Source organism: Mycobacterium sp. NGS66 (assembly GCF_059812225.1).
Map to the genome: position 1 here is coordinate 209282 of NZ_JCALCG010000001.1, position 14149 is coordinate 223430.

The window sequence follows — 14149 nt, forward strand, 5'->3', positions numbered from 1 at the left end:
ATCAAATTTGACAGCAGAGAGCGGCAGGGGCATGACAGTTCCCGAGGGAGCCCAGGGACTCATCGGCAGCAACTACCGGGCGCCGGACTACTTCGAAGTCGGGCGGGAGAAGATCCGGGAGTTTGCGGCCGCGGTCAAAGACGACCATCCGGCGCACTACGACGAGGCCGCCGCCGCCGAAGCCGGTTACCCCGCGCTGGTGGCGCCGTTGACATTCGCGGCGATTGCCGGACGGCGGGTGCAGCTGGAGATCTTCACCAAGTTCAAGATCCCGATCAACATCGCCCGGGTGTTTCACCGCGATCAGAAATTGCGGTTCCACCGGCCAATCCTTGCCCACGACAGGCTCTACTTCGACACCTATCTAGACTCGGTGATCGAGTCACACGGCACGGTCCTCGCTGAAATTCGCAGCGAGATCACAGATGCCGAAGGTAAACCGGTGGTCACCGGCGTCGTTACGATGCTGGGAGAAGCCGCACATCAAGACGCGAGCGCTGAAGAAACCGTCGCCGCGATCGCATCCATATCAGCTGAGAAAGTAGGTTCCGATCAATGACGTCACAAGGTGAAACGAGTGGCATTCAGCTGAAGCCACCGGTCGAAAAAGTCCAGTCCCACTACGACCGCTCAAACGAATTCTTCAAGCTGTGGCTAGACCCGTCGATGACCTACAGCTGCGCCTACTTCGAACGTCCGGACATGACGTTGGAGGAAGCCCAGCGCGCCAAGCGTGATCTCGCCCTGGGCAAGCTCGGGCTGCAGCCCGGCATGACGCTGCTCGACATCGGCTGCGGCTGGGGCTCGACCATGCGACACGCAGTGGAGAAGTACGACGTCAACGTGATCGGGTTGACGCTGAGCGAGAACCAGCTGGCGCACGACAAGCAGAAGTTCGCCGAAATGGACAGCCCCCGCCGCAAGGAGGTTCGGCTGCAGGGCTGGGAGCTTTTCGACGAGCCGATTGACCGCATCGTGTCGCTGGGGGCTTTCGAGCACTTCGCCGACGGCGCGGGCGACGCCGGATACGAGCGCTACGCCACCTTCTTCAAGAAGTACTACAGCCTGCTGCCCGACGACGGCGTGATGCTGCTGCACTCCATCGTGGTGCCGTCGGCCGAAGAGGGCGAAAAGATGGGCCTGAAACCGTCGATGAAGCTGTTCCGCTTCATCTCGTTCATCCTCAAGGAGATCTTCCCGGGCGGGAAGCTGCCCCAGGTCGACATGGTCGACAAGTACGCCACCGAGGCCGGCTTCAACATCACCCGGCACCACTTCATCGGCGAGCACTACGTGCCGACGCTGACGACGTGGGCCGACAACCTGGAAGCACACCGCGACGAGGCCATCGAGCTGCAAGGCGAGAAGGTCTTCGACACCTACATGCACTACCTGCGGGGATGCGCCGAGTTGTTCCGCGACGGCTACACCAACGTGTGCCAGTTCACGATGGAGAAGTAGCGCCGCAGCTACGCAAAACGCCCCGGTGGCCGCGAGCCGTCGGGGCGTTTTCGTGTCGGATGAACGTGCTCAGCCCAAGAAGACGTTGCGCCGCCCGGCCAGCAGCCGGTACAGCGTCTGCTGGATGGTCTCGCGTACCTGGTCGGTCAGCTCGAAGGTGACCATAGGGTCGTCGGCGTCGCTCGCGGCGTAGTCGGCGGTGTAGATCGGCTCCCCGAACGCGATGCGCCACTTCGACGGCAACGGCACCAAACCGGCCGGACCGGCCAACGGGAACAGCGGGGTCACCGGGAAATACGGCAGGCCGAACAGCCGCGCCAGCAGCTTGACGTCGGCCACCATGGGGTAGATCTCCTCGGAGCCGATGATCGAGCAGGGCACGATCGGCGCCTTGGTGCGCAGGGCGGCGGACACGAACCCCCCGCGGCCGAACCGCTGCAGCCGGTAGCGGTCCTCGAAGCGCTTGCCCAGCCCCTTGTAGCCCTCTGGGAACACCGCGGTGAGCTCCCCGGAGGCGAGCAACCGGTGCGCATCCGTCGTGCAGGCCATGGTGTGGCCCGCTTTGCGGGCCGTCTCGCCGATCACCGGTAGGTCGAACACCATGTCGGCGGCCAACAGTCGCAGGTCCCGTTGCGCGGGGTGCTCGTCGTGCACCGCGACCGACAGCATCAAACCGTCGAACGGCAATACCCCGGCGTGGTTGGCCACCACCAGTGCCGCGCCCTCGGCCGGGAGGTGCTCGACGCCGCTGACTTCCACCCGGAACCAGGACTTGAAGAAGAACCTCAGCAGCGGCCGAACGATGGCGTCATTGAAATGCGGGTCGAACCCGAATTCGTCGACGCTGTAGTCACCGGTCAGCCGCTGGCGGAAGAACCCGGCTACCGACGCGACCCGCTGCGCGAGTTCATTCAGGGGAGCCTCAGCGGCGCCCGGCGTTCCGGCGGCGCGCCGACGGTCGTCGATTTCGCGAACCACCGCGGCGATCTGTTCGGCCGTTGCGCGACCCCGTGGATCGGAAAGCAACGAGGGGTGCTGACGGGACGCCTCGGCTCGTTGGTCCGCGCGTCTCCGCGCCGCTACCCGGCCCCGATTACTGTGCAGTGGAATGACATTCGCTCTGGATTCACCCGGCACGATATTTACCTAACTCCACCCCATGGAATTGGATTTCGGCTACCCCAGCGCTGCGCCAACGCGATGGCACGACCTTCCAGAGAGCGTACCCGATCAGGGTCGATTATGGGAGTCAAGCCGCGGCCACGAACGTAATCGTCGAACGCCTCGGCCGTCGTCCATTTCGGTTGGTATCCCAGTTCGGAACGCATCCTGGTGGTGTCCATCACCCTGCCATAACTCAAGTAGTCGAATTGCTCCCGATTGATCTCGGTGTAATGGTTAGCCCGCCTCAGCGAATCCAGGATCCAGACACCAAATCCGGGTACTGGCAACGGAATTCGGCCGGCACGCCGTATCGCCTGCGACAGCATGATGACGCCGTCGGCCCCGATGTTGAAGGTGCCCGCCTTCCCCGCCATCGCCGCGCGCTCGAGCGCACCCAGCGCGTCCTGCTCGTGCAGCAACTGCAAACGTGCATCCCGGCCGAACATCGTCGGGACCAACGGCCCGGCCAGATACCGCGACAACGTGGTGTCCATCGCGGGGCCAATCATGTTGGCCAGCCGCAGAATTGTCACCGCGATGTCGGGCCGGCGCCGGCCCAGCCCGCGCGCGTAACCCTCGATATCGAGGCTGTCCTTGGCAAAACCCTCGCGGAACGGGCGGCGGCTGGTGCTGTCCTCGGTGAACATCACCGGATCGTGTGCGCTCGAGCCGTACACCTCGGAGGTGGACTTCAGCACGACGCGGCGTACCGAAGGAGCCTTCTGGCAGGCCGCGAACAGTTGCATCGCGCCCATCACGTTGAGCTCCTTCAGAGCCGCGCTGCCGCCGGCGCGGGGCGCGTACGACGCCGCCGCCGCATGCACCACGGTGTCGACTTCGCCGTTTCGAATCACCTTGGCGATAAAGGGGTTACGAATGTCGGCGCGAACGAACTCGGCGCGGCCCATCCGGCGCAGCATGTCTTTGCTCGGGGCGATCGCATCCACGGCGATCACGCCGTTGATCAACGGATTCTGCGCGAGCCGGGCGGTCAGGTAGCCACCCAGAAACCGGCATGCGCCGGTGACCAGCACGACTTTGGGGTAATGCACGGTGTCGCTGATGCCGCCACCGTCCCCGCTCGACGAATCCACCCAGACAGCCTAGCGGCCGAGCGAAACAGGGGCATTACGGTCGGGTGACGGTCCGCGGGGGCAGCGCCTACTCAGGGGCCTACTTGCCGAGTTTTCTGCGCTGCACCCGGGTGCGACGCAGCAGCTTGCGGTGCTTCTTCTTCGACATGCGCTTGCGCCGCTTCTTGATTACTGAACCCATGAACTCCGCTATCCGACACGCGACTGATCAACGACTACAAAAGGACCTCGCCACTTTACCCGGCCGGCCGCGCGGAACACCAAACCGGCCGCCACCTTGCGACGCGATCAGGGCAGGGCGAGCGGTCTCCGTCCGCCAGCCATCCGGCCTCAGCGCCCGCGGCGGGATTCGTCGTCTCGGGCTTTGCGTGTGAGGCGCGGGCGTTGCGCGTGAAGCCTGGGCGTTGGGAGTGTAGCCAGGGCGGGAATCAGGCCGAATTTCCGCCGTATACGCACTCCGAACGCCACCGGTTCACACGCGACGCCACAGATTCAAATTCGACGCCACCAGTGCGCCTGAACCGGCTGCGTCGTAACTGGCCGAGTGGTCAGCTCGGCGTCGGGAGCCGAAAGCGCCGGCCCGCGGGACTATCCCGCGTCGAAGTAGGAGGTCTCCAGCATGTCGTGCACGGCCTTGGCGTGTACCCGGAACGACCGCCCCACCCGAACCGCAGGCAGTTCGCCGTTGTGCACCAGCCGGTACACCGTCATCTTGGAGACCCGCATCAGCGCCGCCACCTCGGCCACGGTGAGAAATTGCGTCCTGGCCTGCTGGCCGTCGACGGAACCGGTGTCCCGCGCCGATTTCCCGCCAGCCGATGGCCCGTTGGAAGACGTCATCGCAACCCAATCGTGTCAGGCACGCGCATCCCAGCGGCTTCCCCTCCGCTGGACCAACACGTGCTTACAAAGAGGAGAATAGCGGGACTAGTGGGGTTACTGGTACTGGTGGGGGATAATCAGTTCAAAATTCCTGAATTATTCCGATGTAATTCTTAGCTGCTCAGACCGGGTTTTGGCGGCCTGGACCGCCGCGTCGACGGCGGCCCGCAAGCCACCGCGTTCCAGTTCGCGCAGCGCAGCGGCGGTAGTCCCACCCGGCGACGTGACCGTCGCCCGCAGCTGCGCTGCCGTGGTGTCGGCCGGTATTCCCGACGGCTCGCCGTCGGCCCTGCGCCGGTCTTGTTCCATCCGCTCCAGCAGCATCGCCGCCGATCCCGCCATCGTCTGGGCGGTCAGGTCGGCGGCCACGTGACGGCTCAGGCCCGCCGCCACGCCGGCGTCCACCAGCGCCTCGACCATCAGGAAGAAGTAGGCGGGCCCGGACCCGGACACCGCGGTCACGGCGTCCAGCTGCGCCTCGGGCACAGTCAGTACGCCCCCGACCGCATCGAACAGTGCGGAGACCTCCTCTAGCTGTTCAGCGGTGACGAAGCGGCCCTTGGCCAGCGCGGTCACCCCGGCGGCCACCAAGGCCGCCGCGTTGGGCATGGCCCGGATCACCGGTGTGCCCGCCGGCAGCTTGGACTCGAAATAGGAAATCGAAATGCCGGCGGCCACGGTGACGAACACCTGCTCGACGCCGTCGTTTTCGGCTGCGGCCCGAGCCAGGTCCCCGATCACCACTTCGACGTCGGCCGGCTTCACCGCGACGACGACGAACGTCGCGTTCTCCACCGCCTCGGACACCGACGTCACCAACACCGAATACGTGTCCGCCAGGTACTTGGCGCGGTCCGGCATCCGCTCGGCGACCACCAGGTCCTTGACCTGTCGCCCCGCTCGAAGCAGGCCCGACAGCAGTGCCTCGCCGATGTTGCCGCCCCCGACGATCGCGATTCTTGCCATGCCGGAAAGCATTCCAGACGCGCTACCGGGGCACGAGCGCCAGTTGGCGTGACTGCAACACCAGGCGACCCGCGCTGTCCACAACGGTGTGGTCTTCGTCGAACCACTCCTGGCCGATCTCGGTGCAGCTACACATCACCCGCAGCCACCCGTCGGCCGGCAGGGCGCGCAGCAACGCGGTGAACTGCACCGTAGGCGCCCAGCCGGTGCGGTCTACGGCGAAGGTGACCGGCGCAGACAGATCACCGCACAGCAGGGCAAACAGCGCATCGGGTCCGGCGTGGCGGGGGCGGGCCCACATCTGGATCACCGGCGGTCGCCCGTCGGGGGCGGGCCGAAGCGTCGACAGCAGCGGCCGGATGTCGCAGCCCGCACCCAAGTGCACCAGGCCGGCCAATGGGTGTCCGGGTCCGATGGGAGCGACGTCGTCGGGCGGTTCCGGTGCCATCAGGTCGCTCACCGGATTCGCCGTCAGCAAAGGCGCGTGCCGATGCTCCGGCTCACCCAGGGTGACCACGGCGTGCACCGCGGTCCGCTCATCCTGGGCCAGCTCGACGTCGACCACGCTGATCCGCCGGCCCCGCTTACGGATCGACGTCACCAGCCGCATCGGGCCCGGATCGGGCGCTCGCAGGAAGTTCGCCGACACCGCGACGGGTTGCAAGCCGCTGTTGCCGTAGGCGGTGCGGGCAGCGTTGCCGCACAGCGCCACCATCGCGCCGCCGTGCACCTTGGGCCCGATGGTCCAGTGCTCGTTGAGCTCGCCCTCATACACCGGGTCGTCCCCGTCAGCCTGGACTTCGCGCAAGGCCATTGCGCTGGTGAACGAAGTGTCCATGTCAGCGCAGCAGGTGGGTGCGGGCGAACTGCAACGACTCGGCCAGCATGTCCTCGCGTTCGTTGGCCGATCGTGCGCTCGAGGTGGACACCTCCAGCACCACGTGGCCGGCGAATTTCCCGCTGGCCAGCAGCTGGCACACCTCGGCGGTGGGCTGGGTACCGCGTCCGGGCACCAGATGCTCGTCGGCGGGCAGGCCACTGCCGTCGCACAAGTGCAGGTGGACCAGCCCCGAGCCCATCCGGCGGGCCATCTCCAGCGCGTCGCTGCCCGCGGTCGAGGTATGTGACAGGTCCAGCGTGTAGTGCGCGTGGTTGCCGTCCAGCGGGTCGTAGGACGGCGCGAACGCCGAAATCGCCGGACCGGGCCCGCCGCCGCGTTTCCGCATCCGTTCCCGGGACTGATCGACGCGAAAAAACCGGTCCGCCCGGAACGGAAACATGTTCTCCACGGCCACCATCACATCGCTCGATGCTTCCAGGGCGGCAACCTGGTCGCGAAATCCCTCGGCGTAGCGCCGCTGCCAGCGGAACGGCGGATGTACGACGACGGTCTGCGCGCCCAGCTGCTCGGCGGCCTGCACGCTGCGTTCCAGCTTGTTGATGGGATTGGAACCCCATACCCGCTGCGAGATCAACAAGCAAGGGGCGTGCACCGACAGCACCGGCACGTGGTAGCGCCGGGACAGTTCGCCGACGGCATCGATGTCCTGGCTGACCGATTCGCTCCACACCATCAGCTCGACGCCGTCGTAGCCGAGCCTGGCGGCATACTCGAACGCGGCCTCGGCCCGCAATGGGTAGACCGAGGCCGTCGACAAGCCAACTTTGATTGCTGGGCGCACGATCTCCCGGTGACCCCTAGCCCGTTTGCAAGGAGAGCACCAATGGTCCCCAGGTGATCAGCGCCCCGACCGCGACGGCGATCAAGGTGCTGGCGATGTCCTCGGTTTTGCGAACCACCCGCACGCCGACCACCAGGCCCAGGATGACCAGCACCGATAGCACCAGCGTGACGATGCTGTTCCAGCGCCACAGCTGGTCGAAGGCGATGAACAAACCGGCGCCGAACGCCACGGCCAGCATCGACTGCAGGACCACCACCGTTCCGTGCCACAGCGCCTCGAGCCTGGGGTGCGACCCATGGCTCTCGTCGGGCTCGTCGAGCTCCTCGGCTGGCTCCTCCACGGCCGCGGCGGCCTCGTCACCGCGGCGGCGGGCCAGCTCGTCGGCCAGAGTCTGCCCGCCGAACAGCGTTCCCTCCGGCGCCTGCAAATACGACCGCACGTACGCGGAGTCCTCGGTAGCCGGTTCGGCTTCGCTGACCTCGGAGTCCATCACGTCCACCGGCATGTCGCCGTAGTGCTCGATGGGGTCCGGGCTCATCCCCTCGGCACCGGACTGGACGCGGCGGGTGTCCTCGGGCCGCTCGGCCTCGTCCTCGCGGGGCAGCGGCCGCGGGTAGGCGCTGCGTTCCGGCCCCGACGGGCGCTTGGCCTGGGGTGGGGACTTCGGCCAGCGCGGTTCAGGCGCCGACCAGTACGCGTCACCTGCCGATGCGGCTCCTTGGGCGGGCGCCTCGTCGGCCTCGTCGTCGACGATCGGAATCTCGCCGGTCAGCTCGGCGACCGATACCGCTTCGCTGTCACCGCGTCGGCGACGCCGCCGCCGGGTGACCGCCGGCTCGCCGATGGTGCCATTCCTGGCCAGCAGTTCGGCCACCGAGATGGGGCGGGCGTCGGGATCCTGGGTCTCGGGGTCTGGTCCGGTCATGGTTTGTCGCCTCTCGATCGGCTTGCCGCGTTCCGATCACTTACCTGACCTCCAGCATCCCGCACCCAGGTCTCCACGAGGCCGGTTCCGTCGGCTTCGCTGTCGAGTTTGCGCAGGATCAGGCCTTCCCGCAGCGCCCACGGGCAGATATCCACCGTTTCAATCGACAGCGCTCGCATGCTCGCCTCCGCCACCAGCGCGCCCGCCACGATTTGCGGTGCCCGCTCGGCGCTCACCCCTTCCAGTTCGGCACGGTCAACCGCCGCCATCCTAGAGATAAACGCGATCAGTTGCCGCAGGCCGTTGGCGGTCAGCGTGCGCTTTACCCGCGGTCCGGCGGCCGACGGCGCCGCACCGGTAAGCCGTGCCAACGAGCGGAAGGTCTTCGACGTCGCGACCGCCAGGTCAGGCGGGCCGGCTTCGAGCATCTTCGCGCTGGCCTCCGCCAGCTCGGCGTCCAGCCAGTCACGCAGCATCGCAACCCGCCGCCGGCCGGGCGGATCGTCGGGCAGCCAATCGCGGGTGAGCCGGCCGGCGCCGAGCGGCAGCGACATCGCGACCTCTGGCTCCTCGTCGACCCCGCTGCTCAGTTCCAGCGAACCGCCGCCGATGTCGAGGTTGATGATTCGGCCCGCGCTCCACCCGTACCATCGGCGCACCGCGAGGAAGGTCAGCCGGGATTCGTCCACTCCGGAGAGCACCTGGAGTTTGACGCCGGCTTCCTTGCGGACCCGGGCCAGCACGTCGTCGGAGTTCTCTGCTTCCCGCACGGCCGAGGTAGCAAACGCCATCAACTCCGAGCAGCCGGAGCTGACCGCGATCTTGGCGAACTCGTCGATGGTGGAAACCAGCTTGTCGGCACCGCGCTTGGTGATCTTGCCCGAACTGTCGGTCGCCTCGGACAGCCGCAACGTGGCCTTCGTCGAACTCATCGGCGTCGGGTGTCCGCCCCGGTGGGCATCTACCACCAGCAGATGCACCGTGTTGCTACCCACGTCGAGCACGCCCAATCGCACGAAATAAACCTAGTCGGTGCTGCGGGGCAGCGCCGAGCGGCCCGCTTGGGCATCTCGTCGGCGGCCCTCCGGCGCGAGCGTGCGCATAATGCCGCCCTGCGCGGCGTGTCGCCGTACCGGCACGCACCTTCGCGGGTGCGGATTGTGGTTTAACGTTGAGTACGTGGCTGATTCGGCGGGCAGAGAAGTCGAGCTGGATTTCGCCCGTGAGTGGGTGGAGTTCTACGACCCCGACAATCCTGAGCATCTGATCGCGGCCGACCTCACCTGGTTGCTTTCGCGCTGGACGTGCGTGTTCGGCACTCCGGCGTGCCGGGGCACCGTCGCGGGCCGCCCGCACGACGGGTGTTGCTCGCACGGCGCATTCCTGTCCGACGACGACGACCGCGCCCGGCTGGACGACGCGGTAAAGAAGCTGACCGACGACGACTGGCAATACCGCGAAAAAGGCTTGGGCCGCAAGGGTTATCTCGAACTCGACGAGCATGACGGCGAACAGCAGTACCGAACCCGTAAACACAAGGACGCGTGCATCTTCCTGAACCGCCCCGGGTTTCGCGGTGGGGCCGGCTGCGCGCTGCACAGCAAAGCCCTCAAGCTGGGCGTCGCGCCGCTGACGATGAAACCCGACGTGTGTTGGCAGCTGCCGATCCGCCGCAGCCAGGAGTGGGTGACCCGGCCCGACGGCAGCGAGATCCTGAAGACCACGGTCGCCGAATACGACCGCCGCGGCTGGGGGTCCGGCGGCGCTGACCTGCACTGGTATTGCACCGGCGATCCGGCCGCTCACATCGGCAAGAAGCAGGTCTGGGAGAGCCTGGCCGACGAGCTCACCGAACTGCTCGGCGAGAAGGCCTACGCGGAATTGGCCGCAATGTGTAAGCGCCGCAGCAAGTTAGGCCTTGTCGCGGTGCACCCCGCCACCCGGCTCGCGCAGTAGCCGCTCCTATATCGAGTCCTCGGCTTGTCGGTAGGACTCCACCATGCGCAGCGCGCTGGCGCGCAGGTATGCCTCGACCGTCGTCGCGGCTGCCGCAGCGTCGCCGGCCAGCACCGCATCGGTGATCGCCCGCAGGTCGGCCACTACCGGCTCGGCATCGTTGTAGGCCCCGGTGAGCTGGTGTTCGCGACCGCCGAAGGCGTGCTCGACCCACCGATACATCAATCCCAGCGCTCGGTTGCGGGTGCTATGGATGAGCACCCGAAAGTAGGCCAGGTCGGCGGCTTGGCGCGCTTCGGCGGTGGCGGCATCGTGCACCTGCTGCAGTGCGGCGCGCAGGGCCTCGGCGTCCTCGGGGGTGCTGCGTTCGGCCGCCAACCGGCCGATCAACGGTCCCAGTGCCGCCCGTATCTCGAGCAATTCGACCAGGAACTCCGGACCCAGTTTGCGCACCAGCGCCTCGACGACCGCGGGATGCGTCAGGCCTTCGGGATTGCGTACGACGTTTCCGCTGCCGTGCTTGGCCTCGATCAGCCCCATCTGCTGTAGCCGGGCCAAACCCTGTCGCAGCGACGTGCGGTTGACGTTGAGCTGTTCGGCCAGCTCACGCTCGGGCGGCAACGTCGAACCCGGCGGAAAAGCTCCGTCCAGGATGGCGTCGGCGATCGACGCGGCGATCTGTTCGTCGACGCGCTGCCGATCGGGCGGCTGCAAAGGATTTGACTGGTTCATTGGCTCAACCAATATAGTATGGGAACCAACCGTGACGTGTGTGCGGAACGCACACCGCCGAATGTGCATCCAAGGCGAAAAAACGGGGGTGTTTCCGCCGTCAGAGCACGCTCGGCGGGCATCTTCGGAGGGAGCACGACGTGGACGACGAATTGCTCGCGGCCGCCGCGCCGCGCTGGCGTGGCCGGCCCGGCCGGCTGGAGGTCTGGTACGCCACGCTGTCCGATCCGGTGACCCACGCCGGCCTGTGGGTGCACTGCGAGACGGTCGCTCCCCTGACCGGCGCTGCCTACGCCCACGGCTGGGTCACCTGGTTCCCCGCCGACGGCCCGCCGTGCACCGAGCGGTTCGGCCCTGAGCCGGTCCAGCCGGCCGCCGGGACCGCGTGGTTTGACGCCGCCGGCGCGCGGGTGGCGGCCGAGAAGCTCGACGGGCGCGCGGGATCGATCAGCTGGGACCTGTCCTGGAAGGACACCGGCGCGCCGCTGTGGACGTTTCCCCGCTTGGTGTGGGAGCGCGAGCTGTTGCCCGGCGCCCAGGTGGTCCTCGCACCCACCGCCGACTTCACCGGCTCGCTGACCGTCGGCGCCACCACGCAGCACGTCGAGGGCTGGCGCGGCAATGTCGCCCACATCTACGGGCACGGCAACGCCAGACGCTGGGGCTGGATCCACGCCGACCTCGGCGACGGCGACGTGCTGGAGGCGGTGACGGCGGTGTCGCACAAGCCCGGCCTGCGCAGGCTTGCGCCGCTGGCCTTCATTCGCTTCCGGATCGACGGAAAAGATTGGCCCGCAAGCACTTTGCCGTCGCTGCGGATGCGGACGACGCTCGACGTGCGGCACTGGCAGCTGGAAGGGCGGATCGGCGGACGCAAGGTGCTCATCCGCGTCGACCAGCCCGCTGAACGGTGCGTCAGCCTGGGCTACACCGATCCCGACGGAGGCACCGCGGTGTGCACCAACACCGAACAGGCCGACATCCACATCGAAATCGACGACCGGCAGTGGACGGTGCTGGGCACCGGCCACGCCGAAGTGGGCCTGCGCGGTGCGCAGGCGCCCGCCATCAACGAGAGGACACCGTCGTGAGTTTTCTGCTCGACCCGCCGCTGCTGCTCGCCTCCGGCGTCCTCATCGAGCGCGTGCTGCCCGAGGATCGTCGCGATGTGGCCGAAGCCGCCACCCTCGGTGTCTTCTTCGCTGGATCGTTCGGGCTCTACAACAACGTGCCCGGCCTCGGGCTACTGTGGCGGCCCTTCCGCGCGCGCAACGGCCGCGACTTCATGTGGAACAGCGGCGTTTTCAGCGTCGACACGGAAAAAGCCGAATGGCCTTTGCACGCGGCGGCCGGCGGCATCTTTGCGACGTATCCGTTCTTCATCAAGCTCGGACGCAAGCTGGGGCAACGGATTTGAGCCGGCTGGCAGCTCGGGCGGCCGCGTCGTTCGGCGCGGCGCTACTCCCGCCTGAACTCGGCGGCCCGCCGTCCGCCGAACTCGTCCAGCGCCTGGACCGCTACCTCACCCGCATGCCGACGACCACACGACGGGCGGTGCACGCCGGGCTGGTGTCGCTGCAGGCCGCGAGCTACCTGACCACCGGGCGGTCGCTGACGCGGCTCCAACCCGCCGAGCGCGAACGGCTGCTGCACCGCCTTGCCGCGTTCAACCCGGACGCCGGCGCGGCACTCGAGGCGATGAAGGCGATCGTATTACTGGCCGACGGCGCGGAAACCTATGCGGCGGAACTGCTTTCCCGCGCGACGCAGCATGACGCGGCCCGGCCCGACGCGGTTCTGAACCTCACCAGGTCCGCCGACAGCGGCTCTGTCATCACCGCCGACGTGGTTGTCGTCGGGTCCGGGGCCGGTGGGGCAATGGCGGCCCGCACGCTGGCCCGGGCCGGCTTGGACGCGGTGGTGCTCGAGGAGGGCCGGCGCTGGACGGTCGCGGAGTTCCGCACCACCCACCCGATCGAGCGCTATGCCGGGCTCTACCGGGGCGCCGGCGCAACCGTCGCGCTCGGTCGTCCGTCGGTGGTGTTGCCGATCGGCCGGGCCGTCGGCGGAACGACCGTCGTCAACTCCGGGACGTGCTTCCGGCCGCCGCCCGGCGTGCAGAAGCGCTGGTGTGACGAATTCGGCCTTGGGCTGGCCGATCCGGACGCGCTGGGGGCCCGGCTCCAGGAGGTCGAGCGCACGCTGCAGGTCGCGCCGGTACCGCTGCAGATTATGGGGCGCAACGGCCGACTGCTGCTCGACGCCGCCGACTCGTTGGGGTGGCAGGCCGCCCCCATCCCGCGCAACGCGCCGGGGTGCGACGGCTGCTGCCAGTGCGCGATCGGCTGCCCCAACAACGCCAAGTTCGGCGTGCACCTGAACGCGCTGCCGCAGGCCTGTGCCGCCGGCGCGCGAATAGTCTCCGAGGCGCGCGTCGAGCGGGTGCTGCACCGGAACGGACGCGCGCGCGGGGTGCGCGCCCGCCGGCCCGACGGCACCGCGCTCGACGTGCTCGCGGACACCGTCGTGGTCGCCTCTGGGGCCACCGAGACGCCAGGTCTGTTGCGGCGCAGCGAACTTGGCGCACACCCGCGGCTCGGCCGCAACCTTGCGTTGCATCCCGCGACGATGCTTGCCGGACGCTTCGAGGACGACGTCTATGCGTGGCGTGGCGTGCTGCAAAGCGCCGCGGTGCACGAGTTTCACGAGTCGGACGGCGTGTTGATCGAGGCAACCTCGACACCGCCGGGTATGGGGTCCTTGGTCTTCCCCGGCTACGGCGCCGAGCTGCTCGGCTGGCTGGACCGGGCTCCTCATGTCGCGACGTTCGGCGCGATGGTGGCCGATCAGGGCGTCGGCTCGGTGCTGTCGGCCCGGGGCGAGACGCTGGTGCGCTACAACATCGCCCGGGCGGATGTCGCCAAGCTGATGGTCGCGTTAGAGGCCATGGGCCGATTGCTGTTCGCTGCGGGGGCGGTGGAGGTGCTTACCGGGTTGCCGGGCGCCAAGACGGTGACGTCGCTGGCCGGGCTGCAGGAGGTGCTGGCCCGCAGCGACCCGCGCAGCCTGCACCTGGCCGCTTTCCATCCGACTGGTACCGCCGCCGCCGGCGCCGATGCTCAACGCTGCCCGGTGGACGAGACCGGTCGGCTGCGCGGCGTGCAGGGCGTCTGGGTGGCCGACGCGTCGATTGTGCCCAGCAGTCCGACAGTGAACCCGCAGGTGTCGATCATGGCGCTGGCGTTGGGCGTTGCCGATGAGATCGTCGGCGCGCGAGATTAGCG

General features: G+C 67.7%; 16 protein-coding genes. 6 read left to right on the forward strand and 10 right to left on the reverse strand.

The features are described from left to right. The first annotated feature begins 31 nt into the window (after nt 1-31). Both AC5Y2L_RS01030 and AC5Y2L_RS01035 read left to right on the forward strand, forming a co-directional pair. On the forward strand, nt 32-559 hold the full coding sequence (locus AC5Y2L_RS01030) for an FAS1-like dehydratase domain-containing protein (RefSeq protein WP_499939599.1): 528 nt from the start codon (nt 32-34) through the stop codon (nt 557-559). Next, nucleotides 556-1461 carry a cyclopropane mycolic acid synthase family methyltransferase gene (locus tag AC5Y2L_RS01035; protein ID WP_499939601.1) on the forward strand — a complete coding sequence of 302 codons (906 nt, stop codon included), beginning with the start codon at nt 556-558 and terminating at the stop codon, nt 1459-1461. Before AC5Y2L_RS01030 ends, AC5Y2L_RS01035 begins: the two co-directional genes overlap by 4 nt. Nucleotides 1462-1530: 69 nt before the next feature. On the opposite strand, the gene AC5Y2L_RS01040 is transcribed toward AC5Y2L_RS01035, so the two are convergent. The 9 genes from AC5Y2L_RS01040 to AC5Y2L_RS01080 all read right to left on the reverse strand — a co-directional run bounded on the left by AC5Y2L_RS01040 (nt 1531) and on the right by AC5Y2L_RS01080 (nt 9193). Beyond that, entirely contained in the window at nt 1531-2598 is a 1068-nt protein-coding gene (locus AC5Y2L_RS01040) for a lysophospholipid acyltransferase family protein (RefSeq protein ID WP_499939603.1), read from the reverse strand. A gap of 5 nt (nt 2599-2603) precedes the next feature. Then, a complete protein-coding gene (locus tag AC5Y2L_RS01045) occupies nt 2604-3719 on the reverse strand; it encodes an SDR family oxidoreductase (RefSeq protein WP_499939605.1) in 1116 nt (371 codons plus the stop codon). Between the two features lie 79 nt (nt 3720-3798). Continuing rightward, nucleotides 3799-3900, reverse strand: coding sequence for a 30S ribosomal protein bS22 (locus AC5Y2L_RS01050; protein WP_003402602.1), 102 nt, complete (start codon nt 3898-3900; stop codon nt 3799-3801). Nucleotides 3901-4307: 407 nt separating this feature from the next. Beyond that, nucleotides 4308-4559, reverse strand: coding sequence for a cell division/environmental response transcriptional regulator (locus tag AC5Y2L_RS01055; protein ID WP_499939607.1), 252 nt, complete (start codon nt 4557-4559; stop codon nt 4308-4310). 138 nt (nt 4560-4697) lie between these two features. Then, nucleotides 4698-5567: a pyrroline-5-carboxylate reductase gene (gene proC, locus AC5Y2L_RS01060; RefSeq protein ID WP_499939609.1), complete on the reverse strand. Its 870-nt coding sequence runs from the start codon at nt 5565-5567 to the stop codon at nt 4698-4700. A gap of 22 nt (nt 5568-5589) precedes the next feature. After that, nucleotides 5590-6405: a thioesterase family protein gene (locus AC5Y2L_RS01065; RefSeq protein WP_499939610.1), complete on the reverse strand. Its 816-nt coding sequence runs from the start codon at nt 6403-6405 to the stop codon at nt 5590-5592. Between the two features lies 1 nt (nt 6406). Beyond that, on the reverse strand, nt 6407-7249 hold the full coding sequence (locus tag AC5Y2L_RS01070; RefSeq protein ID WP_499939612.1) for a sugar phosphate isomerase/epimerase family protein: 843 nt from the start codon (nt 7247-7249) through the stop codon (nt 6407-6409). Nucleotides 7250-7265: 16 nt separating this feature from the next. Continuing rightward, nucleotides 7266-8177, reverse strand: coding sequence for an Rv0497 family membrane protein (locus tag AC5Y2L_RS01075; protein ID WP_499939613.1), 912 nt, complete (start codon nt 8175-8177; stop codon nt 7266-7268). Next, entirely contained in the window at nt 8174-9193 is a 1020-nt protein-coding gene (locus AC5Y2L_RS01080) for a Ppx/GppA family phosphatase (protein ID WP_499939615.1), read from the reverse strand. The genes AC5Y2L_RS01075 and AC5Y2L_RS01080 overlap by 4 nt, the downstream gene beginning before the upstream one ends. Before the next feature lie 163 nt (nt 9194-9356). Here AC5Y2L_RS01080 and AC5Y2L_RS01085 point away from each other — a divergent pair, with 163 nt between their 5' ends. After that, nucleotides 9357-10133 (forward strand): DUF3109 family protein, encoded by a 777-nt coding sequence (locus AC5Y2L_RS01085; protein ID WP_499939617.1) that lies wholly within the window; start codon nt 9357-9359, stop codon nt 10131-10133. A 6-nt stretch (nt 10134-10139) separates the two neighbouring features. On the opposite strand, the gene AC5Y2L_RS01090 is transcribed toward AC5Y2L_RS01085, so the two are convergent. Continuing rightward, on the reverse strand, nt 10140-10865 hold the full coding sequence (locus AC5Y2L_RS01090) for a FadR/GntR family transcriptional regulator (protein ID WP_499939619.1): 726 nt from the start codon (nt 10863-10865) through the stop codon (nt 10140-10142). A 140-nt stretch (nt 10866-11005) separates the two neighbouring features. On the opposite strand from AC5Y2L_RS01090, the gene AC5Y2L_RS01095 reads away from it, so the two are divergent. From AC5Y2L_RS01095 to AC5Y2L_RS01105, 3 genes are read left to right on the forward strand one after another with little or no spacing between them, the layout of a single operon-like run. Further along, entirely contained in the window at nt 11006-11956 is a 951-nt protein-coding gene (locus AC5Y2L_RS01095) for a tocopherol cyclase family protein (RefSeq protein ID WP_499939621.1), read from the forward strand. Then, nucleotides 11953-12282 carry a hypothetical protein gene (locus tag AC5Y2L_RS01100; protein ID WP_499939623.1) on the forward strand — a complete coding sequence of 110 codons (330 nt, stop codon included), beginning with the start codon at nt 11953-11955 and terminating at the stop codon, nt 12280-12282. Before AC5Y2L_RS01095 ends, AC5Y2L_RS01100 begins: the two co-directional genes overlap by 4 nt. After that, nucleotides 12279-14147, forward strand: coding sequence for a GMC family oxidoreductase N-terminal domain-containing protein (locus tag AC5Y2L_RS01105; protein WP_499939625.1), 1869 nt, complete (start codon nt 12279-12281; stop codon nt 14145-14147). Before AC5Y2L_RS01100 ends, AC5Y2L_RS01105 begins: the two co-directional genes overlap by 4 nt. Nucleotides 14148-14149: the final 2 nt, after the last annotated feature.

Coding starts and splice junctions, on each gene's coding strand:
- AC5Y2L_RS01030 (WP_499939599.1), top strand. CDS start 32: ATGACAGTTCCCGAGGGAGCCCAGGGACTCATCGGCAGCAACTACCGG.
- AC5Y2L_RS01035 (WP_499939601.1), top strand. CDS start 556: ATGACGTCACAAGGTGAAACGAGTGGCATTCAGCTGAAGCCACCGGTC.
- AC5Y2L_RS01050 (WP_003402602.1), bottom strand. CDS start 3,900: ATGGGTTCAGTAATCAAGAAGCGGCGCAAGCGCATGTCGAAGAAGAAG.
- AC5Y2L_RS01055 (WP_499939607.1), bottom strand. CDS start 4,559: ATGACGTCTTCCAACGGGCCATCGGCTGGCGGGAAATCGGCGCGGGAC.
- proC (WP_499939609.1), bottom strand. CDS start 5,567: ATGGCAAGAATCGCGATCGTCGGGGGCGGCAACATCGGCGAGGCACTG.
- AC5Y2L_RS01065 (WP_499939610.1), bottom strand. CDS start 6,405: ATGGACACTTCGTTCACCAGCGCAATGGCCTTGCGCGAAGTCCAGGCT.
- AC5Y2L_RS01075 (WP_499939613.1), bottom strand. CDS start 8,177: ATGACCGGACCAGACCCCGAGACCCAGGATCCCGACGCCCGCCCCATC.
- AC5Y2L_RS01090 (WP_499939619.1), bottom strand. CDS start 10,865: ATGAACCAGTCAAATCCTTTGCAGCCGCCCGATCGGCAGCGCGTCGAC.